The organism is Gracilibacillus xinjiangensis (assembly GCF_042651765.1).
Taxonomy (GTDB): domain Bacteria; phylum Bacillota; class Bacilli; order Bacillales; family Amphibacillaceae; genus Gracilibacillus; species Gracilibacillus xinjiangensis.
This window is the reverse complement of sequence record NZ_JBHSDT010000008.1, coordinates 975,912-996,428: the sequence shown is the minus strand read 5'-3', so window position 1 is coordinate 996,428 and position 20,517 is coordinate 975,912. Positions and strand designations below refer to the sequence as shown.

Genomic DNA, 20,517 nt, shown 5'->3' with positions numbered 1-20,517 from the left:
GGAAATACTTTGATCAAAGAAAAAGGAATTTTATTTGTTCTGTCAGGGCCCTCTGGTGTTGGCAAGGGAACAGTGAGAAAAGCTCTATTTGAACATGATACGAATTTAAAGTATTCTATATCTATGACAACGCGTAATAGGCGTGAAGGCGAACAGGATGGTGTTGATTATTTCTTTCGCACACACGATGAGTTTAGAGAAATGATTGACCACAATAGATTACTTGAATATGCTGAGTATGTCGGTAATTATTATGGGACTCCAAGACAATATGTGGAGGAAATGATCGAAGCTGGTCATGATGTATTTCTGGAAATAGAAGTTCAAGGTGCCATGCAAGTGAAGAAGAACTTCCCGCAAGGTGTATTTGTTTTCTTGATCCCGCCAAGTTTAGAAGAACTTAAAAACCGGATTCAAGACAGAGGTACGGAATCAGAAGATCTAATTGCGAGTCGATTACAGGAAGCTAGAAATGAAATAGAAATGATGGAAGCATATGACTATGTAGTCGTTAATGATTCTGTTGAAAATGCGGTTAAGAAAGTACAAGCAATTGTACAGGGTGAGCACTGCAAGAAGGAAAGAGTAGCAAAACAATATAAAGCACTATTGGAGGTAGAAAAATGATATTAGAACCATCGATTGATAAATTACAATCAAAAATAAATTCAAAGTATACATTAGTTACACTTGCAGCTAGAAGAGCACGTCAAATTCAAGACACAAATGTGCATCAATTAGAAACACATGACTCAGCAACATGTGTTGGTATTGCATTGGAAGAAATTTTAGCAGAAAAATTAAAAGTGGACCCAACTTCAGAAGGGTTAGAAGATTAGTTTCTTTTAGTGATCATCACTTTATATTCTGCAATTATTATGAAGACCAAATGATCTATCGATATTCCCTCGCATTGCATCTGCTTGCGAGGGTTTCTTCTATCCATTAGAGAGGGGCATGAAGATGGTAAAGGGAAAGCAAATATTATTAGGAGTTTCAGGAGGGATTGCTGCATACAAAGCTATTGCATTAACCAGTAAACTTACCCAAGCTGGTGCAGATGTGAAAGTAATTATGACACAAAGTGCAACAGAATTTGTTACACCATTGTCATTTCAGGCAATCTCAAGGAATGATGTATATATTGACACATTTGATGAGAAGGACCCAAGTAAGATTGCACATATTGACTTAGCTGATTGGCCAGATTTTATCCTGCTTGCACCAGCAACCGCTCATTTAATTGGCAGAATTGCCAATGGACTTGCTGATGATCTGCTAACAACAACACTGCTTGCAACGACAGTACCTGTTTATATAGCTCCAGCGATGAATGTACACATGTACCAACATCCAGCAGTAAAAAATAATATGCAGCAACTAGACAGTTGGGGATATCGCTTTATTGAACCAGGTGATGGGTACTTAGCTTGCGGCTATATTGGCAAAGGAAGATTGGAAGAGCCTGAAGTGATTGTTTCCTTATTGCAGCAGGACCAGATGAAAACAGGAAAGCTGCAGGGTAAGAAAGTATTAATATCAGCTGGTCCAACCCAAGAAGCTGTCGATGCTGTTCGGTACTTTACTAACTATTCTTCCGGTAAAATGGGATATGAATTAGCAAAAGCTGCAGCAGGAGCAGGTGCTGAAGTTCATTTAGTTACAGGACCTTCCAAGTTAACGGTCCCTAATAATGTTATAACATATCAAGTTACTACGGCGGAGGAAATGTATGAACAGATAGTGGAGTTGTATAACAACATGGACATTGTTATTAAAGCAGCAGCTGTAGCTGATTACAAACCAGTTAAGCAAATAAATAAGAAAATGAAGAAAAAAGATGGTAATCTGTTCATTGAATTAGAACGGACAAGAGATATACTTAAATATTTAGGTGAACATAAAAAACAGCAATATTTAGTAGGTTTTGCTGCGGAAACAGATAATGTACTGTCGTATGGGAAGGAAAAGTTAGAGAAAAAGAATTTAGATGCTATTGTCATAAATGATATAAGTAACAAAGAGATTGGGTTTCAATCTGATTACAATGAAGTTATTTTCTTAACGAAAGATGGAGAAGAGAAAAGCATTATAAAATCAAAAAAAGAGGCGATTGCTTCACAATTAATTGCATTTATTGAGAAAGAAACAAGGAAGGATTAATATGTCTATAGCTAAGGTGATTGTTGATGTTCCTACAAGTCAAACAAATCATTCTTTTGATTATCTAATTCCGCAAGATTTACAAGAATTAGTGAAACCTGGTGTGCGAGTATCCGTACCTTTCGGTCCAAGGAAAGTAATGGGATTTGTGATGGAAGTTGTGGATAAATCGGAGTTTAATAAACTAAGGGCAATTGATCAAGTGATGGATATGACCCCTGTATTAACATCAGAGTTATTAAGTTTAGGGAAATGGTTAGCAGATGAAACAGTTAGTTTTTATATTCAAGCATATCAGGCGATGTTGCCGCAAGTTTTAAAAGCCAAGTATAAAAAGGAAATAGAAACATTGACAGAAAATGACTTACCACAAGAATTGGATAACCTTTTTGCAGGCAGGGCAGTAATTGATTTTGATGAATTTGTTGAACGAAATGGAAATTATAGAGAACTATTAAAGGCAATACATGAAGGAATTGTTCAGATTAACTATAGCGTTCAATCAAAAGAAACAATCAGGAAAGTATCGTTTATCGAAGCGAACAAAGAGTTATACTTACTAGAAGAAGCATTAGTAGACTTACCTAAAAATGCACAAAAACAAAGAGTGATTTTAGAATTCTTTATCAAAGACCCGGCACCAATCGAACAAAGAAGATTAATAAAACTTTGTCATACAACTCCAGCAACGATTCAGGCATTAATTGAAAAAGGGTTACTTAAAAAAGTGGAGAAAAAAATATATCGAAATCCTTATGCGGATACAGTGTTTGAACAAACAACCCCTCTGCCGTTAAGTAACCAGCAAGAACGAGCAATTACTCCAATCTGGAAAGCTATTGATACAATGGCTAGTGAAGTTTTTTTGTTACATGGTGTAACAGGCAGTGGCAAAACAGAAGTGTATCTGCAATCAATTGAAAAGGTGTTGAAAAAAGGCAAGGAAGCGATTGTCTTAGTTCCGGAAATTGCGTTAACACCACAGATGGTGAAACGATTTAAAGGCAGGTTCGGTGGAGATGTGGCAGTTCTTCATAGCGCGTTATCACCAGGAGAAAAGTTTGATGAATGGACCAAAATTCACAAAAAAGAAGTAAAAGTTGTAGTAGGAGCTCGTTCTGCGATTTTTGCCCCATTTGAAAATTTAGGCATAATTATCATTGATGAAGAGCATGAAACAAGTTATAAGCAAGAGGAACAACCACGTTACCATGCAAGAGAGGTGGCAAAGTACCGTGGGGAATTCCATAAATGCCCTGTGGTACTTGGCAGTGCTACACCACTTTTAGAGTCATATGCCAGAGCCAAAAAGCAGGTTTATCGATTGTTAGAAATGCCTGATCGAATGAATGAACAGAAGATGCCCCCTGTAGAGATTGTGGATATGCGGGAAGAATTACATCAAGGAAATCGCTCCATGTTCTCCCGCAGGCTGCTTGATGCAGTGAAGGAAAGAATCGCTAAAGAAGAACAAGTTGTGCTATTCTTAAACCGGAGAGGTTATTCTACTTTTGTTATGTGTCGGGATTGTGGCGATGTTATGAAATGCCCCGCATGCGATATTGCCCTAACATTTCATAAAAGCAGCTATAAATTAAAATGTCATTATTGTGATTATCAAATTCCGATGGTGAGAAATTGTACAACCTGTGAAAGTGACCAAATTAGATATTTTGGTACGGGTACGCAAAAAGTAGAAGAAGCATTATTAGAAGCAATTCCGGAAGCAAGAGTTGTCCGTATGGATGTGGATACAACCAGAAGAAAAGGTGCACATGAAAAACTTTTAAATCAATTTCAACAGAAAAAAGCTGACATATTACTAGGAACACAGATGATTGCAAAGGGGTTAGATTTTGAAGATGTTACATTAGTTGGTGTTCTTGCAGTTGATGCAATGCTCAATTTGCCTGATTTTCGTTCATCAGAAAAAACATTTCAACTGCTGACACAAGTGAGCGGGCGGGCAGGAAGGCACCAATTACCTGGTGAAGTCATTCTTCAATCATATTCTAAGGAGCATTATGCAATAGAACTAGCCAGCCAGTATAATTATGAACAATTTTTTCTGCAAGAAATGCAAATGCGAAAAAACTTTCATTATCCGCCATACTTTTTCTTAACAATGATTAATGTTTCCCATCCAAATCAGGTAAAAGCAATGGAGGTAACAAAAACGATTAGTCGCCTTTTATATAAGCATTTGTCAAGTGCTGCAACAATTCTTGGACCAACACCTTCTCCTATTGAGAGGATAAACAATAGATATCGTTATCAGTGCATGATAAAATATAGAGATGAGCCAAATCAAAGGACAGTCATCCGGAAGATTTTACAACATTACTATGAAGACATCCAAAAAAATGACTTAACGATCCAGGTCGACTTTGAACCATACCAATTAATGTAAGTGAGGTAGTTAGAAATGAAAAACATCATATTTATGGGTACACCTGATTTTGCTGTACCTGTTCTGGAAAGACTAATAGAAGATGGTTATACTATTCAGCTTGTTGTTACACAACCTGATCGACCAAAAGGAAGAAAGAAAGTGTTAACACCACCCCCTGTAAAAGTTGCGGCAGAAAAGCATGGGCTCCCAATTTTTCAACCTGAAAAAATTAAAGATAATTATGAACAAATTGAACAACTTCAACCTGATTTGATTGTAACAGCTGCTTTTGGGCAGATATTACCCAAGGGAATATTAGAAATTCCAAAATTCGGTTGTGTGAATGTTCACGCATCATTATTACCATTGCTAAGAGGTGGTGCACCGATTCATTATTCGATATTACAAGGACACGACAAAACAGGTGTTACTATTATGTATATGGCAGAAAAACTAGATGCTGGTGATATTATAAGCCAGGCAGAGATTGATATATTAGACGATGATGATGTTGCCAGCTTACATGACAAGTTATCTGTAATTGGGGCAGATCTTTTATCAGACACATTACCCGCCTTATTCGCAAATGAGATAACACCAATTAAGCAGGACGACGAATTAGCAACATATGCGCCAAATATTAAAAGGGAAGAAGAAGAGATCGATTGGAAAAGGTCACGCCAAGAAGTTTATAATCATATTCGAGGCTTACACCCATGGCCTGTTGCATATACAAAGTGGCAAGGGAAGAACGTGAAGGTATGGCGGGCAGAGAAGTCTAATCAAACAACAGATAATCTGCCAGGTGAGATTGTGTCAGTGAGTGAAGATGGACTAATTGTAGCAACGGGTGACAATCTTACATTGAAAATTACAGAATTGCAGCCGGCAGGGAAGAAGAAAATGTTAGTAAGTGATTTCATCAGAGGCATAGATCTTAATGATTTAGTAGGAGCGAAATTAGGCGAATGAAGAATGAAAAATATCTACTTAGAAGTATTGCATTAGATTTGTTATTGCGGATTGGTGAGCAAGGCGGATTTAGTCATTTAGCAATTGACCAGATGATGAAAAAGCATAACCTTGAGAAAAGAGATGGGGCATTGCTTACAGAGATTGTCTATGGCACGTTACAAAGAAAACTGACTTTAGAATATTTCTTGGATTCCTTTGTCCAAAGGAAAGATAAAATTGATAATTGGGTCAAATGGTTACTTTATTTATCAATATATCAAATGCACTACCTGGAAAAAGTACCAGATCACGCCATTATTCATGAATCAGTAGAGATAGCCAAAAAAAGAGGACATAAAGGGATCGCTAATTTTGTTAATGGTGTCCTGCGATCAGTTCAACGCCAAGGTGTACCAGACCTTAGTGAAATTAAAGATGAAAATGTTCGTTTAAGTGTTGCAACAAGTCATCCATTATGGCTGGTCAAGAAATGGGTAAAACAATATGGATATGCTGTGACGGAAGAAATGTGTCAAGCGAATATGAGCCATAAGCAGATGACTGTTCGAGTACAACCATTACGGATTAGTCGGGATGAGTTGATGGAACAGCTTGAGGACGACGGTTTCCAGGTTTCGCCTTCCAAAGTTTCTGACCAAGGCATTATCATTGAAAAAGGAAATGTATTAAAGCATGACACATTTGCGCAACATTTATTTACAGTTCAAGACGAAAGTTCCATGCTAGTTGCAGAGCTTATGGACTTGGAGCAGAATATGACAGTGTTGGACGGATGTAGTGCGCCTGGAGGAAAAACGACACACATTGCAGAAAAAATGAATGATAGTGGCACCATTTATGCGTATGATTTACATGCAAAAAAGGCGAAACTAGTAACAGAGAAGGCAGACAAGCTAGGGCTTCATTCCATTCAAGCAGCTCAAGCTGACGCCAGACAGTTACAATTAAAACACAACTCAGAAACGTTTGACCGAATTTTAATTGATGCACCTTGTTCTGGATTAGGTGTATTAAAAAGCAAGCCAGATATAAGGTATAATAAGAAAGAAGAAGATATTATTAATCTCGCAAAGATTCAGAAAGATATATTAGATGAGATTGCCCCATTATTAAAATCGGATGGAAAACTAGTATATAGTACATGTACAGTTGACAAAGATGAAAACGAAAAAGTGGTCACCTATTTTTTAAAACATCATCCAGAATACAAGATAGACCCGACCTTTTTCGATCAGCTACCAATTATGTTTCGAAATAAAGTTGGCATTTCGAAGCTCGGCATGCAAATTTTTCCGCAGGATTTAAATAGTGATGGCTTTTTTATTACACGAATGGTAAAAGTAACGGAATAGGCTTTTTCCATTGCAATTGAGGTGAATATGTTGAAGTATTATTATCGATCAGATAAGGGTAAAGTAAGGGAAATTAATGAGGATGCTGTTGCTGTATATGAGCAATCTGCAGAGGGATTCGTATTAGCGGTAGTTGCTGATGGAATGGGTGGACATCAGGCTGGCGATGTTGCGAGTAAAATGGCAATTGAGGAATTGAACAAAGCATGGCAAAATGATCATCAGGATATCAATACTAAAAAAAGTGCGGAGAAGTGGCTGGAGAATGCGGTTTTACAAGCAAACAACCGCGTATATGAATATGCTCTAAGTAACAGTTCCTTAACTGGTATGGGTACAACCATTGTAGCATCTGTTTGTTCCAATGACTTTTTGGTTATAGCTCACATAGGTGACAGCAGAGCTTACTTAATATATCAGGATCAATGGAAACAAATAACGAAAGACCATTCATTAGTTGGAGAATTAGTGCGCACCGGCCAGTTATCAGAAGAAGACGCATTAGTTCATCCTCGGAAAAATGTGATATTGAAAGCTTTAGGGACAGAGAAGAACGTTACCCCGGATATATACAGTGCTGTGTGGGAAGAATCTTCTATTTTATTATTGTGTACAGATGGTCTAACAAATAAAATATCAGATAAGGAAATTCATCAATTATTATGGCAGGACTGCTCCCAGCAAACTGTTGACCAATTAATTAAATTGGCAAATGACCGCGGTGGTGAAGATAACATTACCGTAGCAGTTATTAATCATCAAGATAAAGAAGTTGGTGATTCTCATTGTTAGAAGGTAACATTTTAAGTGAACGGTACAAATTAAAAAAGCTCATCGGTGGAGGCGGTATGGCTAACGTATATTTAGGAACAGACTTGATATTAAATCGGGATGTAGCGATTAAAGTTTTACGTTTAGAGTATGCCGAGGATGAAGAATTTATCTCACGATTCCATCGGGAAGCCCATGCCTCAACCAGTTTGTCTCACCCGAATGTTGTTAGCATTTATGATGTGGGAGAAGAGGGTAATATTTACTATATAGTTATGGAATACATAGATGGTATGACCTTAAAGCAATACATTCAATTACATGCTCCAATAGAAACGGAAGAAGTTTTAGAAATTATGAAACAAGTAACTTCAGCTATCGCTCACGCACATGATAATGGAATTATCCACCGAGATATTAAACCACAAAACATATTAATTGATAAATACGGATTAGTCAAAGTAACAGATTTTGGAATTGCTACAGCATTGAGTGCGACGGCATTAACTCAAACCAATTCCGTCCTTGGCTCCATCCATTATTTATCACCAGAACAAGCTCGTGGAGGTAAAGCGAATAATAAATCAGATATCTACTCTTTAGGGATTGTTATGTTTGAATTGTTAACAGGACATTTACCTTTTTCCGGTCAGTCACCTGTCTCCATTGCTTTAAAACACTTGCAAAGAGAGATGCCTTCTGTTCATGAATGGAATAGTAATATACCACAAGCAGTTGAGAATATTATCCTTATAGCGACAACCAAAGATCCGTTTCACAGGTATCAAAATGCCATTGAAATGGAAAGTGCATTAGAACATGCCCTTGATCCTGGACAGAGAAATGTACCAAAATTTTATCCGCCAATTTCTAACGATGAGGACCAGACAAAAGCAATTCCGATTCTATCAGTGGAAAATATGAGTCAAACAAATACAGATAATAGCAGGACAATGGTACACTCAAAACAGGTTGAAAAATCTGACGAAAATAAACCCAATGAGAAGAAAAAAGGTGGAAAGAAAAGGTTTATTATTTGGACGACAGCGATATTCTTTATATTATTCGGTTCCTTCTTACTTGCATTATTTGTTTTTCCGAATCTCTTTCAACCAAAGGATGTAGACATACCAGAGGTTGATGGGAAAACGTTTGAAGAGGCAAAAGAAGAGTTACTGGCTGCAGGTTTATTAGTTTTAGAAGAATTGAAGAATCATGAAGAAATTGAGGAAGGAAAAGTGATTGAAACTTTTCCAAGGGCTGGTGAAACGGTAAAAGAAGGTAGAGAGGTTACGGTTATAGTGAGTGCTGGACCTGAAACGATCGAAATGGAAGACTATGTTGGCGAGAACTTTGAGCAGACGAAAGCAATACTAGATGAAGCGGGATTCAAAAATGTGATTCCATACAGTATTTTTTCCGATAGACCAGAAGGAGAAATTATCTCACAACATCAACCTGAAGTAGGGACTGACGTGATCCCAAGCAGGACAACAGTTATTTTTGAAGTAAGTCGAGGTTTGGAGAAGATCCAACTAAACCGTTTAGAAGGAATGACGCAAAGTGAAGCGATCGAGTATTTAGAGAATATTGGTTTATCTGCTGCGGTTAATGAGGAATATCATAATGAAGTGAAAGAAGGTTTGATAATCAAACAAAGTCCTTCTGCATATTCAGATGTGGTCAAAGGTGATGTAGTAACATTAACCGTTTCTAAAGGTCCTGATGAGCCAGAACAGGTAACACATACCGAAACATTTACAGTGCCATACACACAGGGTACTGGAAACGAATTGGATGAAGAAAATAAAGAAATTGAACCACAGTCTGTTAGCATATACGTGGAAGATGTGAATCACCGAATCCAGGAATTATATGAAGAGGTTCAACTAATAGAAGAAGATACAACTTTTGAAATTCATCTTACGATAGCCAGAGGGGATAATGCAACGTATAAGGTATTACGAGATAATCAATTATTAATTGAGAAAACGATCAAATACGATGATGTAAAGGGTGAGTAAATGCCAAAGGGAAGAATTATTAAAGCATTAAGCGGTTTTTACTATATAATTTATGATGGACAAATGATTCAATGTCGTGGGAGAGGTGTTTTTAGACAAAGAAAAGTATCACCATTAGTTGGAGACTTTGTGGAATTTGAGTTTAGTGGTGAAAATGAAGGATACATTTTGTCTATTGATGAAAGAGTCAATGAATTAGTACGTCCACCTATTGCGAATGTTGATCAAGCAATTATTATTGCATCACTAAAGGAACCTGATCTTAGTTTAACCTTATTAGATAAGTTTCTAGTGATGGTTGAAGCTAAGTCCATCCGCCCTTTATTGTTTTTTACAAAAAAAGACTTACTTAACGCGGAAGAGACAGTAAAGCTGCAGCAAAAATTGAATTATTATAGTGAGATAGGATATTCGATTCGTTTTCTTTCAACTAAGACCGATGATATTGCGGAACAGATTTCCACATTTGTTGATGGCAAAGTTTCTGTATTTGCCGGCCAATCTGGTGTAGGGAAATCGTCCTTATTAAATGCATTAATTCCCGATTTAGAGTTGGAGACGAACCAAATATCGGAAAGTTTAGGGAGAGGTAAACATACAACAAGGCATGTGGAATTAATCCCATTTAAGAAGGGTTTAATTGCTGATACACCGGGCTTCAGCGCCCTGGATTTTGCTGAGCTGGAGTTGGCGGTATTACCAGATTGTTTTCCTGAATTTACTGAGCGGAGATCAGACTGTAAATTTAGAGGCTGTATGCATTTGAAAGAACCAAAATGTGCCGTAAAAGAGGCAGTTATTAATGAAGAAATATTAGAAGAAAGATATAATAACTATTTACAATTTATTGAGGAAATTAAACAGAGAAAGCCGAGGTATTAGTCATGACAACAAAAATCGCTCCATCAATATTATCAGCAGATTTTAGTATCCTAAAAGATGAAATTTTAGAAGTCTCAGATGCTGGGGCAGATTACCTTCATATTGATGTGATGGATGGTCATTATGTTCCTAACATAACGATTGGACCATTAGTGGTGAAATCAATACGACCCGTCACTCCAATCACTTTTGACGTTCATTTAATGATAGAAAATGCAGATCATTATATTCCGGAATTTGCAGAAGCTGGTGCTGATATTATTACTGTACATTATGAAGCATGTCCGCATTTACATCGTACGATTCATTTAATTAAAGAAACAGGAAAAAAAGCAGGAATCGTGTTGAATCCTGCTACACCTGTTGAGATGATTAAACCTATCATACATACTGTTGATTTGGTTTTATTTATGACTGTTAACCCCGGATTTGGCGGTCAGAGCTTTATTCCAGAAGTTTTAGATAAAGTTAGGCAAGCAGCAAGCTGGAGAGAAGAGATGGAATTAACATTTGAAATCGAAGTGGATGGCGGTGTTAACCAGGAGACAGCTAAACTATGCAAGGAAGCTGGAGCTGATGTATTAGTTGCAGGAAGTGCTATCTTTAATGAAATAAATCGAAAAGAAGCGATTGATAAAATTAGAAATGCATAACTTGGATTGAGAGGGCAGGACTAAATGAAAATTGGGATTGTGGCAGGAGGTCCGGAGAAGTCTTTGGCTGATTTATCTACTTACAACGATATAATTGATATTTGGGTTGGTGCAGACAAAGGATCTGCATATATAACCAAGCATCAGCTCAGCTTAGATATTGCAATAGGGGATTTTGACTCAGTTTCAAATAAAGAAATCGTTAATATCCGTAAACAAGCAAAAAGGTTTAAACAGTATCCCGTAGAAAAGGATGAAACAGATTTAGAGCTGGCTGTACGCACAGCTTTATCTTACAAACCAGAAATGGTGTATTTTTTTGGTGTTACGGGCGGGCGGTTAGACCATGAGTTAGTAAATATCCAATTACTTTATCAGTTATTAAAGAAAGATGTTAAAGCTGTCATTGTTGATAATTCTAATCAATTATCTTTACACATGCCTGGCGAACATAAAGTTATGAAAGACAGCGACCGCGAATATATTTCATTTTTACCTTTCACTCACCATGTTGAAGGACTCACATTAGAAGGTTTTTATTATCCTTTATCTAACAAAACGATTGAATGGGGTACTACTCTTTGTGTTTCCAATCAAATAATTAATGACATTGGTACTTTTTCTTTTCATGATGGCATATTAATATTGATAAAGAGTATCGAACCATTCAAAAAATAAACGCTGAATACAATTTAGCAATTGTAGTGTCAATATACCCAATTATTATCAGCAAGTTTTGTGAATATGTTTCTTTACATGGTGAGGAGGGGTATGATGAAATTTTATACGATTAAACTCCCGAGATTTATTGGTGGTTTCATTCGGGCATTACTGGGTTCTGGTAACAAAAAGTAGCGAAGCATAGTGTGCCTTGCAACGTGTATCATTATTTGAGGGATTAAAGAAAAAAAGCTCCTAAGAAATTAGGAGCTTTTTTCTAAATCAATTATTATTATACGCGTTCTACTTTTCCAGATTTTAGCGCACGAGCTGAAACATACACGCGTTTCGGTTTACCATCAACCATAATTCTCACTTTTTGTACGTTAGCTTTCCATTTACGCTTGCTAGAATTCATAGCGTGTGAACGACTATTTCCTGCAGTCGTTTTACGTCCTGTAATAACACACTTACGTCCCATTGTTTATTCCCTCCTACCTTACAATAACTCTATACATACTTATATAATCTATCATAATATGTGCCGTTTTGCAATTTATTCTTCGATTTTTTAGTTTAAATTTTATTTTTTTGCTATAATTAAAGAGTATAATTGTCAGCAAGTTATCTAAGTATCGTATAGTTAGTAGCTGCTTGACAGAAATCGATTTTTCATCCATTCTATAATGGATAAGATTCTTTTCACCAATAGATAATGAAATGGAATGTTCGTACATATTGTAAAATAATGAAACTTGTGTTGACATAATCCAAACTAAATCATAGGAGGTTTTAGATATGTCGATTGAATTAACTACAAGTAATGGTCATATAACGATAACAAATGAAGTCATTGCAACAGTAGCGGGTGGTGCTGCAATAGAATGCTATGGTATTGTAGGAATGGCATCAAAAAACCAATTACGTGATGGCATTGCTGAAATTCTTCGCAAAGAAAATTTCTCAAAAGGAATTGTTGTAAGACAAGTTCAAGAAGATGTTCATATCGATATGTATATTATTGTTAGCTATGGAACAAAAATATCCGAAGTGGCACATAATGTTCAATCACAAGTAAAGTACAATTTAGAAAAAACATTAGGACTTAAGATACAATCGATTAACATTTATATTCAAGGTGTACGAGTAAGTCAAGATTAGAGGGAGGAAGTCGGAAGTGACATTAACAAAGATTGATGGGGCAACGTTTGCTAGGATGGTACTTGCGGGTGCTCATCATTTATCAAATAATGCTGATAAAATTGATGCGCTTAATGTATTCCCAGTGCCGGATGGAGATACAGGGACAAATATGAATTTGTCGATCACCTCAGGTGCTAATGAAGTTAAAAAAGTGATGAATGAGTCTGTAACAGTAGTGGCTAATGCATTTGCTAAAGGTCTGTTAATGGGAGCGAGAGGGAATTCTGGTGTTATTTTGTCCCAATTATTCCGAGGGTTTGCAAAAGGGATTGAAGGGAAAGAGGAATTAGATGCGGAAGGTTTCGCTACTGCATTTGAGACTGGTGTAAAAACGGCTTATAAGGCTGTTATGAAGCCGGTAGAAGGTACTATATTAACTGTTGCGAAAGACACTGCAAATGATGCTAGAGCATTGGCAGAAACTGAAAAAGATATTGAGTCATTTATGGAGAAAGTATTAAAAGCATCCAAAACATCATTAAAAAGAACACCCGAGTTATTGCCAGTATTAAAAGAGGTGGGTGTTGTTGATAGTGGCGGACAAGGCCTGGTAGTGATTTATGAAGGGTTTCTTGCTGGGTTAAAAGGTGAAGAACTTCCAGATACAGTTGCAGATACAATGGATTTAGAAGATCTTGTACATGCTGAACATCATAAACAGGCACAAGGCTTTATGAATACAGATGAGATTGAATTTGGTTACTGTACAGAATTTATGGTTCGCTTTGAAGAAGATAAATTGAAAGAGCATCCATATGATGAAGCTGCTTTTCGCGAAGAACTTAGTAATCATGGAGACTCTTTACTAGTGGTTTCAGATGAGGAAATTGTTAAAGTCCATATCCATGCGGAATACCCCGGCGATGTGTTCAATTTAGGACAAAGATATGGAAGTTTTATCAATTTAAAAGTAGAGAATATGCGTGAGCAGCATTCTAAGATCGTTGATAAGGAGAAACCGAATAAGAAACAGGCTTTTGGAATTGTAACAGTTGCTATGGGTGATGGGATAACAGAGCTGTTTAAGAGTTTAGGTGCGACAGTAGTGATTCAAGGTGGACAAACAATGAACCCCAGTACCCAAGATTTAGCTGACGCTATTCAGCAAACTAACGCGGAAAATGTGATCATTTTACCAAATAATAAAAATATTGTGATGGCTGCAGAGCAAGCAGCAGAATTGTCAGATGTTAATGTAGCTGTTGTTCCAACAAAAACGATTCCGCAGGGTATGGCCTCACTATTAGTATATAATCCTGAAACTTCTCTAGAAGAAAACAAAGCGCTGATGGAAGATGCGAGTAAGGCAGTGAAGACAGGACAAGTTACTTATGCGGTCAGAGACACACAAATTGATGGGTTGACAATTCAGAATGGCCATTACATGGGCCTTGCTGACGGTAAAATTAAGACAACGAATCCAAATCAACTCGAAGCAGTCAAGGCACTGTTAGATGAAATGATTGATGTAGATGAGGATGAAATTGTGACTGTTTTACGCGGTGAAGAAACGACAGATGAAGAAGAAGCTGAAATTATTACATTTATAGAAGATCAATATCCTGAAATAGAAGTAGAGGTCCATAAAGGAAATCAACCAATCTATTCTTATATATTCTCGATCGAATAATCCGAAGCTCTATCTAACATAGATAGAGCTTTCTTATCATATAAGGCTTATTTAACAAGGTGCATAACCTGGGGATAGATAGAAAGGGGGATCCGGATGTTGGAGAAATCTATTGAAGATTTAAAAGGTATCGGACCAAAGATGTATGAAAAACTAGCTGAAATGGGAATAACAACATTGGAAGGTTTACTAAATTATTTTCCAAACCGTTATGACCATTATGAGCAAAAACCACTTCATGAACTAGTACATGAGGAAAAGGTTACGATTGCGGGCCAAGTTATCCAGGAACCAATTGTACAATTTTATAATAGAAAAAGATCTAGATTGACTGTCTCCATCCGTGTAGATGGTGCTGTAGTAAAAGGTGTACTTTTTAACCGTGCATTTGCTAAGAAACATTTTATTCCAGGTGAAACAGTTACAGTAAGTGGTAAGTGGGATCAACACAGATTGCAAATCACCATTGACCAATACCAAAAAGGAATGATAGAAAATAATAGTCCTATTACTCCAATTTATTCATTAAAAGGAAATATTAAAAATAATCAATTGATTAAAATTACTTCACAAGCATTGGATGCAACTTTACATACAATAGAAGAGTTTTTACCAAAACAATATATTGATGACTACAGATTACCACCAAGAAGGGATGCTATCAGGCAAATACATTTTCCTGACAACTTTACTCAATTAAAACATGCTAAGAGGCGTTTTATTTATGAAGAATTATTAGTTTTTCAGTTAAAAATGCAGTTATTGCGGAAAAAAAATAAAGAAGAAACAACAGGGAATGCCCAACACTATGATAAAGACAAAGTAAATACATTAATCCATAGATTACCATTTTCATTGACGAATGCTCAATTAAAAAGTCTTAAAGAAATACTGCAGGATTTAGAATCACCCTATCGTATGAACCGCTTACTGCAGGGGGATGTTGGGTCTGGTAAAACAGCTGTAGCAATTGTTAGTTTATATGCATCGATAACTGCCGGAAAGCAGGCAGCATTAATGGTACCTACAGAAATCCTGGCAGAACAACATGAGCATTCGTTAAAATCTATTCTCCCAGAAGAAATACGTGTGGTCCGTTTAACAGGTTCTGTAAAAGGAAAAAAAAGAAAAGAAGTATTACAAAACCTTGCTGCTGGAGAAGTGGATGTCATAATCGGAACACATGCATTAATTCAAGACGATGTCCATTTTGCCAACTTAGGCTATGTAATCATTGATGAACAACATCGGTTTGGTGTTAACCAGCGTAATACATTAAAAGAAAAAGGAATATTAGCAGACATTCTGTTCATGACAGCTACCCCTATACCTAGGACATTATCGATTACCGCATTTGGGGATATGGATGTTTCTAAAATTGATGAGATGCCAAAAGGACGAAAACCTATAGAAACTTATTGGGTGAAACACAACATGTTAAACAGAATCCTGTCCTTTATCTATAAGGAATTGAAGAGTGGTTCCCAAGCCTATGTCGTCTGTCCATTAATTGAGGAATCTGATAAATTGGATATACAAAATGCAATTGATTTATATATGCAGTTACAGGAAGTATTAAAAGGTAAAGTGAACGTTGGCTTAATGCATGGACGGTTATCCAATGAAGAAAAAGAACAAGTAATGGCTGGTTTCACCTCCAATCAAATTCAACTATTGGTCTCAACTACTGTTGTAGAGGTTGGAGTAAATGTTCCTAATGCCACAATCATGATGATTCAAGATGCTGACCGATTTGGTTTATCTCAACTGCACCAGTTGAGAGGAAGAGTTGGTAGAGGGGAAAAGAAAAGTTACTGTATATTAGTAGCTGATCCTAAAGGGGATACCGGTAAAGAGCGAATGCGTATTATGACAGAAACTACAGATGGGTTTGTCCTTGCAGAAAAAGATCTGGAATTAAGAGGGCCTGGTGATGTGTTTGGTGTGAAACAAAGCGGGGTCCCTGAGTTTAAAATTGCTGATTTAGTTCATGATTACAGAGCCTTAGAAACCGCTCGTAATGATGCAATAGATCTTGTTGTCAACCAAAGGTGGAAAGAGAAGGAATATAGCAAGCTATTTCATTATATAAAAAGGGAGTTTACTTTTTTAGACGATTTATTAAATTAGATTTGCTTGCATAATTACTGCCGGTATTATATATTACTATTAGTACCTAGTCTTAAACTTTGGCAGGCTTTTGTATTGGATGGTGTTTTTGTGAAACGATCAAAAAAAGAAAGACAGAAATTATTAATAGATACAATAAATGATCAACCATTTATAACAGATGAAAAACTCGCACAAATTTTCCAAGTTAGTATACAGACAATTCGTTTAGATCGGATGGAGTTAGCTATCCCTGAATTACGAGAAAGAATTAAGTCTGTAGCGACATCTAATTGGAATGAAACAGTAAAAGCATTACCAATTGATGAAGTAATTGGTGAAATTATTGATTTAGAATTAGACTATCGTGCAATATCGATCTTGGATATTACGGCAGAACATGTTTTTTCAAGAAATAAAATTGCCAGAGGACATCATTTATTTGCTCAAGCCAATTCATTAGCAGTTGCTGTGATAAATGACGAATTAGCATTAACTGCCAATGCAATGATTAAGTTTACAAGACAAGTTGTCGAAGGTGAACGGGTGATAGCAAAAGCAACTGTAAGAGATAGTGGAGTAAAAAATAGAACAGTTGTAGAAGTTATCAGTAATGTGGATAACGAAGTCGTTTTTAAAGGTGAATTCGAAATGTACAGATCCAATGAAAAGGAAGGGATCGAAAATGAAAATAGCAATTGATGCAATGGGCGGCGATCATGCTCCAAAGGAAATTGTGCTTGGTTCATTGAAGGCAGTGGAAACATTTGAAGGACTGGAAATTACACTTGTTGGTGATGAAACTAAGATTCGTGAGTTTTTACCTGGTGAAAATAATTCTATCAGGATACTGCATACAGAGGAAAAGATTACGAGTGAAGATGAACCGGTTAAAGCTGTTAGGCGAAAAAAGAAAGCATCACTCGTATTAATGGCAAACGAAGTAAAAGAGGAGAAAGCAGATGCTTGTATTTCTGCCGGGAATACTGGTGCCTTAATGAGTGCGGGATTATTCGTCATCGGAAGAATCAAAGGTATTGAAAGACCTGCACTAAGTCCAACTTTGCCAACAACAAATGGGAATGGATTTCTATTGTTGGATGTTGGTGCAAATGTTGATGCGAAACCGCAGCATTTGATGCAGTACGGTATTATGGGATCCATTTACATGGAAAAGGTCCGTCACATTACAAAACCGCGAGTAGGTTTACTGAATGTCGGAACAGAAAACGGGAAAGGGAATGACTTAACGAAAAAGGCATTTGAATTATTAGAAAATGCACCAATTAATTTTATTGGAAACGTTGAAGCACGGGACCTGCTTGAAGGTGTTGCAGATATAGTGGTAACAGATGGTTTTAGTGGAAATATCGCATTAAAAACAATTGAAGGCACGGCATTAACTTTATTTTCAATGTTAAAAGAAAAATTTATGTCAAATACCAAAACAAAGATTGCGGCAGTTTTAGCTAAAAATGAACTCCGCGGTTTAAAAGATGAATTGGATTATTCAGAATATGGAGGTGCTGCCTTATTTGGCTTAAGAGCACCTGTCATTAAAGCGCATGGATCATCTAATAGTCAGGCAATATTTAGTGCGATACAACAAACAATCAAAATAGTCGAAAACAATGTTGTTAGTAAAATTGAAGAGGAAGTTAAACACTTACCAAACCAAGGGGAGGAACAATAAAGTTGAAAAAATTAGCATTCATTTTCCCAGGTCAGGGTTCTCAGGCGGTTGGTATGGGAAAAGACTTATATGATCATTTTGATCAAGTAAAGCAAATGTTTCAGCAAGCTAATGAAGTGTTAGATTATGATCTGACTTCTATTATGTTTGAAGGACCTGTTGAAGAATTAACCAAGACAGAAAATGCTCAACCAGCATTACTATTAATGAGTGCTGCAATTACTGAGTTGCTAAAGGAAAATCAAATTAATGCCACTGTCACTGCGGGTCATAGTTTAGGCGAATATAGTGCATTGGTAGCGTCGGAAGCTATTCCTTTTATTGAGGCCGTTCAGCTGGTCCATATAAGAGGCAAGCTGATGGAAAATGCCTATCCAGCTGGTAAAGGTGCAATGGCAGCAGTGCTGGGTTTGAAGCAAGAAGAATTAGAAAAAGCTCTGGAAACCATTCGTAAGCAAAATGATCAAACAATAGAAATAGCAAACTTAAATTGTCCTGGCCAGATTGTTATTTCCGGAACGAAAGAGGCAATTGATCTTGCAGTCAATCAATTAAAGGATACGGGTGCAAAACGAGTTGTGCCATTATCGGTTAGCGGGCCGTTTCACTCTAGCTTAATGAAACCTGCAGCAGACGAATTCCATCAGGAAGTTGTTAAGATAGATTGGAATCATGCAAAAATACCGTTATATGCTAATGTTACGGCGGAAAAAGTGTCTAATAAGGAAGAAGTCCAAAGATTATTGGTAGAGCAACTTTATTCGCCGGTTAGATTTGAGGAAATTATTGAACAGATTTTAGAAGAAGATATTGATGCCATTGTAGAGATTGGTAATGGCAAAGTACTGACAGGACTAGTGAAAAAAGTGAACCGTCGTGCAACTGTGTTTTCTGTACATAATGCAGAATCTTTAGAAACATTTATAAACTGGGTAAAGGAGGAATCGTAATGCTAAAAGGGAAAGTAGCACTAATAACAGGTGCCTCTCGAGGTATCGGCCGAGCAATTGCAATAAATTATGCCAAAAATGGAGCGAAGGTTGCTATTAACTTTTCAGGTAATGAAGAAAAAGCTCAGGCAGTTGTTAAAGAGATCATAGAACTTGGCGGTGAAGCGATAAAGTTTAAAGCAAATGTAAGCAAAGAAGATGAAGTGAAGGAAATGATTAAAGAAGTTGTGAAAACCTTTGGCAGTCTTGATATATTGGTAAATAATGCAGGGATTACACGTGATAACTTAATTATGCGTATGAGTGAAACAGATTTTGATGAGGTAATTAATATCAATCTAAAAGGCGTTTTTCTCTGTACAAAAGCAGTTACACGTCAAATGATGAAACAGAAAAGTGGAAGAATAATTAATGTTTCTTCCGTTGTAGGTGTTAGCGGAAATCCCGGGCAAGCTAATTATGTATCCGCAAAAGCAGGTGTTATAGGGTTAACCAAGACAACTGCGAAAGAATTAGCAATGAGAAATATTTTAGTAAATGCGATTGCCCCTGGTTTTATTGAGACAGATATGACAGATCAATTAACGGATGAACAAAAAGAGCAAATGCTTGCACTTATCCCATTACAAAAACTTGGTAAGGCAGATGATGTAGCAAATGTTGCATTATTTCTAGCCTCAGAACAATCCAACTATGTAACAGGACAGACGATCCAAGTTGATGGTGGAATGGTGATGTAATTTTTTCAAAAAACTGCTATACTTTGAAAGGAGGTGACAGGAAAATGTCAGATACTTTTGAGAAAGTAAAACAAATCGTTGTAGATCATCTAGATGTGGATGAGGATAAAGTAACACTTGAAGCATCATTTAAGGATGATTTAGAAGCAGACTCTTTAGATGTGGTTGAGCTTGTAATGGAATTAGAAGATGAGTTCGATATGGAAATTGCAGATGAAGATGCTGAAAAAATTGCTACAGTAGGTGATGCTGTAAAATACATAGACAGCAACAGCTAATGAATGTGCAAAAGGAAGCCTTACAGATAGTAAGGCTTCTCT

Annotated in this window: 21 protein-coding genes; 20 read left to right on the top strand and 1 reads right to left on the bottom strand. The window is 36.7% G+C overall.

The features are described 5' to 3' along the window. Nucleotides 1-9: 9 nt before the first annotated feature. The 12 genes from gmk (at nucleotide 10) to spoVM (ending at nucleotide 12,067) form a co-directional block, all read left to right on the top strand. A complete protein-coding gene (gene gmk, locus ACFOY7_RS16310) occupies nucleotides 10-627 on the top strand; it encodes a guanylate kinase (RefSeq protein WP_390253472.1) in 618 nt (205 codons plus the stop codon). After that, nucleotides 624-839 carry a DNA-directed RNA polymerase subunit omega gene (gene rpoZ / locus ACFOY7_RS16305; RefSeq protein ID WP_390253470.1) on the top strand — a complete coding sequence of 72 codons (216 nt, stop codon included), beginning with the start codon at nucleotides 624-626 and terminating at the stop codon, nucleotides 837-839. The genes gmk and rpoZ overlap by 4 nt, the downstream gene beginning before the upstream one ends. 124 nt (nucleotides 840-963) lie before the next feature. Further along, complete coding sequence (gene coaBC, locus ACFOY7_RS16300) at nucleotides 964-2,163, top strand: bifunctional phosphopantothenoylcysteine decarboxylase/phosphopantothenate--cysteine ligase CoaBC (protein WP_390253468.1); 1,200 nt, start codon at nucleotides 964-966, stop codon at nucleotides 2,161-2,163. A 1-nt stretch (nucleotide 2,164) separates the two neighbouring features. After that, complete coding sequence (gene priA, locus ACFOY7_RS16295; RefSeq protein ID WP_390253466.1) at nucleotides 2,165-4,573, top strand: primosomal protein N'; 2,409 nt, start codon at nucleotides 2,165-2,167, stop codon at nucleotides 4,571-4,573. A gap of 15 nt (nucleotides 4,574-4,588) precedes the next feature. After that, on the top strand, nucleotides 4,589-5,527 hold the full coding sequence (gene fmt / locus ACFOY7_RS16290; protein ID WP_390253465.1) for a methionyl-tRNA formyltransferase: 939 nt from the start codon (nucleotides 4,589-4,591) through the stop codon (nucleotides 5,525-5,527). Next, the gene (rsmB, locus tag ACFOY7_RS16285; protein ID WP_390253463.1) at nucleotides 5,524-6,882 is read left to right on the top strand and encodes a 16S rRNA (cytosine(967)-C(5))-methyltransferase RsmB; all 1,359 of its coding nucleotides are present in this window, start codon (nucleotides 5,524-5,526) and stop codon (nucleotides 6,880-6,882) included. The genes fmt and rsmB overlap by 4 nt, the downstream gene beginning before the upstream one ends. A gap of 27 nt (nucleotides 6,883-6,909) precedes the next feature. Further along, complete coding sequence (locus tag ACFOY7_RS16280; protein WP_390253461.1) at nucleotides 6,910-7,674, top strand: Stp1/IreP family PP2C-type Ser/Thr phosphatase; 765 nt, start codon at nucleotides 6,910-6,912, stop codon at nucleotides 7,672-7,674. Beyond that, the gene (gene pknB / locus ACFOY7_RS16275; protein WP_390253459.1) at nucleotides 7,668-9,677 is read left to right on the top strand and encodes a Stk1 family PASTA domain-containing Ser/Thr kinase; all 2,010 of its coding nucleotides are present in this window, start codon (nucleotides 7,668-7,670) and stop codon (nucleotides 9,675-9,677) included. The genes ACFOY7_RS16280 and pknB overlap by 7 nt, the downstream gene beginning before the upstream one ends. Beyond that, the gene (rsgA, locus tag ACFOY7_RS16270) at nucleotides 9,678-10,559 is read left to right on the top strand and encodes a ribosome small subunit-dependent GTPase A (RefSeq protein WP_390253457.1); all 882 of its coding nucleotides are present in this window, start codon (nucleotides 9,678-9,680) and stop codon (nucleotides 10,557-10,559) included. It begins immediately after the preceding gene. Nucleotides 10,560-10,561: 2 nt separating this feature from the next. Next, on the top strand, nucleotides 10,562-11,212 hold the full coding sequence (rpe, locus tag ACFOY7_RS16265) for a ribulose-phosphate 3-epimerase (RefSeq protein ID WP_390253456.1): 651 nt from the start codon (nucleotides 10,562-10,564) through the stop codon (nucleotides 11,210-11,212). A 24-nt stretch (nucleotides 11,213-11,236) separates the two neighbouring features. Continuing rightward, nucleotides 11,237-11,890 (top strand): thiamine diphosphokinase, encoded by a 654-nt coding sequence (locus tag ACFOY7_RS16260; RefSeq protein ID WP_390253454.1) that lies wholly within the window; start codon nucleotides 11,237-11,239, stop codon nucleotides 11,888-11,890. Between the two features lie 66 nt (nucleotides 11,891-11,956). Beyond that, nucleotides 11,957-12,067, top strand: coding sequence for a stage V sporulation protein SpoVM (gene spoVM / locus ACFOY7_RS16255; protein ID WP_390253452.1), 111 nt, complete (start codon nucleotides 11,957-11,959; stop codon nucleotides 12,065-12,067). Between the two features lie 97 nt (nucleotides 12,068-12,164). Here the strand turns inward: spoVM and rpmB are convergent, their stop codons facing one another. Continuing rightward, nucleotides 12,165-12,353, bottom strand: a complete 189-nt coding sequence (gene rpmB, locus ACFOY7_RS16250) for a 50S ribosomal protein L28 (RefSeq protein ID WP_390253450.1) — start codon at nucleotides 12,351-12,353, stop codon at nucleotides 12,165-12,167. Nucleotides 12,354-12,670: 317 nt separating this feature from the next. Between rpmB and ACFOY7_RS16245 the strand changes: the two genes are divergently transcribed. The 8 genes from ACFOY7_RS16245 to ACFOY7_RS16210 all read left to right on the top strand — a co-directional run bounded on the left by ACFOY7_RS16245 (nucleotide 12,671) and on the right by ACFOY7_RS16210 (nucleotide 20,475). Further along, a complete protein-coding gene (locus ACFOY7_RS16245; protein WP_390253448.1) occupies nucleotides 12,671-13,033 on the top strand; it encodes an Asp23/Gls24 family envelope stress response protein in 363 nt (120 codons plus the stop codon). Between the two features lie 16 nt (nucleotides 13,034-13,049). Continuing rightward, complete coding sequence (locus tag ACFOY7_RS16240; RefSeq protein ID WP_390253446.1) at nucleotides 13,050-14,705, top strand: DAK2 domain-containing protein; 1,656 nt, start codon at nucleotides 13,050-13,052, stop codon at nucleotides 14,703-14,705. A 96-nt stretch (nucleotides 14,706-14,801) separates the two neighbouring features. Next, nucleotides 14,802-16,835: an ATP-dependent DNA helicase RecG gene (gene recG, locus ACFOY7_RS16235; protein WP_390253444.1), complete on the top strand. Its 2,034-nt coding sequence runs from the start codon at nucleotides 14,802-14,804 to the stop codon at nucleotides 16,833-16,835. A gap of 90 nt (nucleotides 16,836-16,925) precedes the next feature. Then, nucleotides 16,926-17,516 carry a transcription factor FapR gene (gene fapR / locus ACFOY7_RS16230; protein ID WP_390253442.1) on the top strand — a complete coding sequence of 197 codons (591 nt, stop codon included), beginning with the start codon at nucleotides 16,926-16,928 and terminating at the stop codon, nucleotides 17,514-17,516. Continuing rightward, nucleotides 17,500-18,507, top strand: a complete 1,008-nt coding sequence (gene plsX / locus ACFOY7_RS16225; protein WP_390253440.1) for a phosphate acyltransferase PlsX — start codon at nucleotides 17,500-17,502, stop codon at nucleotides 18,505-18,507. The genes fapR and plsX overlap by 17 nt, the downstream gene beginning before the upstream one ends. Nucleotides 18,508-18,509: 2 nt before the next feature. Next, complete coding sequence (gene fabD, locus ACFOY7_RS16220) at nucleotides 18,510-19,457, top strand: ACP S-malonyltransferase (RefSeq protein ID WP_390253438.1); 948 nt, start codon at nucleotides 18,510-18,512, stop codon at nucleotides 19,455-19,457. Further along, nucleotides 19,457-20,197 carry a 3-oxoacyl-[acyl-carrier-protein] reductase gene (gene fabG, locus ACFOY7_RS16215; RefSeq protein WP_390253437.1) on the top strand — a complete coding sequence of 247 codons (741 nt, stop codon included), beginning with the start codon at nucleotides 19,457-19,459 and terminating at the stop codon, nucleotides 20,195-20,197. Before fabD ends, fabG begins: the two co-directional genes overlap by 1 nt. A gap of 44 nt (nucleotides 20,198-20,241) precedes the next feature. Beyond that, complete coding sequence (locus ACFOY7_RS16210; protein WP_390253435.1) at nucleotides 20,242-20,475, top strand: acyl carrier protein; 234 nt, start codon at nucleotides 20,242-20,244, stop codon at nucleotides 20,473-20,475. The last annotated feature ends 42 nt before the right edge of the window (nucleotides 20,476-20,517 follow it).

Coding starts and splice junctions, on each gene's coding strand:
- rpoZ (WP_390253470.1), top strand. CDS start 624: ATGATATTAGAACCATCGATTGATAAATTACAATCAAAAATAAATTCA.
- coaBC (WP_390253468.1), top strand. CDS start 964: ATGGTAAAGGGAAAGCAAATATTATTAGGAGTTTCAGGAGGGATTGCT.
- priA (WP_390253466.1), top strand. CDS start 2,165: ATGTCTATAGCTAAGGTGATTGTTGATGTTCCTACAAGTCAAACAAAT.
- fmt (WP_390253465.1), top strand. CDS start 4,589: ATGAAAAACATCATATTTATGGGTACACCTGATTTTGCTGTACCTGTT.
- rsmB (WP_390253463.1), top strand. CDS start 5,524: ATGAAGAATGAAAAATATCTACTTAGAAGTATTGCATTAGATTTGTTA.
- ACFOY7_RS16280 (WP_390253461.1), top strand. CDS start 6,910: ATGTTGAAGTATTATTATCGATCAGATAAGGGTAAAGTAAGGGAAATT.
- rsgA (WP_390253457.1), top strand. CDS start 9,678: ATGCCAAAGGGAAGAATTATTAAAGCATTAAGCGGTTTTTACTATATA.
- rpe (WP_390253456.1), top strand. CDS start 10,562: ATGACAACAAAAATCGCTCCATCAATATTATCAGCAGATTTTAGTATC.
- ACFOY7_RS16260 (WP_390253454.1), top strand. CDS start 11,237: ATGAAAATTGGGATTGTGGCAGGAGGTCCGGAGAAGTCTTTGGCTGAT.
- spoVM (WP_390253452.1), top strand. CDS start 11,957: ATGTTTCTTTACATGGTGAGGAGGGGTATGATGAAATTTTATACGATT.
- rpmB (WP_390253450.1), bottom strand. CDS start 12,353: ATGGGACGTAAGTGTGTTATTACAGGACGTAAAACGACTGCAGGAAAT.
- ACFOY7_RS16245 (WP_390253448.1), top strand. CDS start 12,671: ATGTCGATTGAATTAACTACAAGTAATGGTCATATAACGATAACAAAT.
- recG (WP_390253444.1), top strand. CDS start 14,802: ATGTTGGAGAAATCTATTGAAGATTTAAAAGGTATCGGACCAAAGATG.
- plsX (WP_390253440.1), top strand. CDS start 17,500: ATGAAAATAGCAATTGATGCAATGGGCGGCGATCATGCTCCAAAGGAA.
- fabG (WP_390253437.1), top strand. CDS start 19,457: ATGCTAAAAGGGAAAGTAGCACTAATAACAGGTGCCTCTCGAGGTATC.
- ACFOY7_RS16210 (WP_390253435.1), top strand. CDS start 20,242: ATGTCAGATACTTTTGAGAAAGTAAAACAAATCGTTGTAGATCATCTA.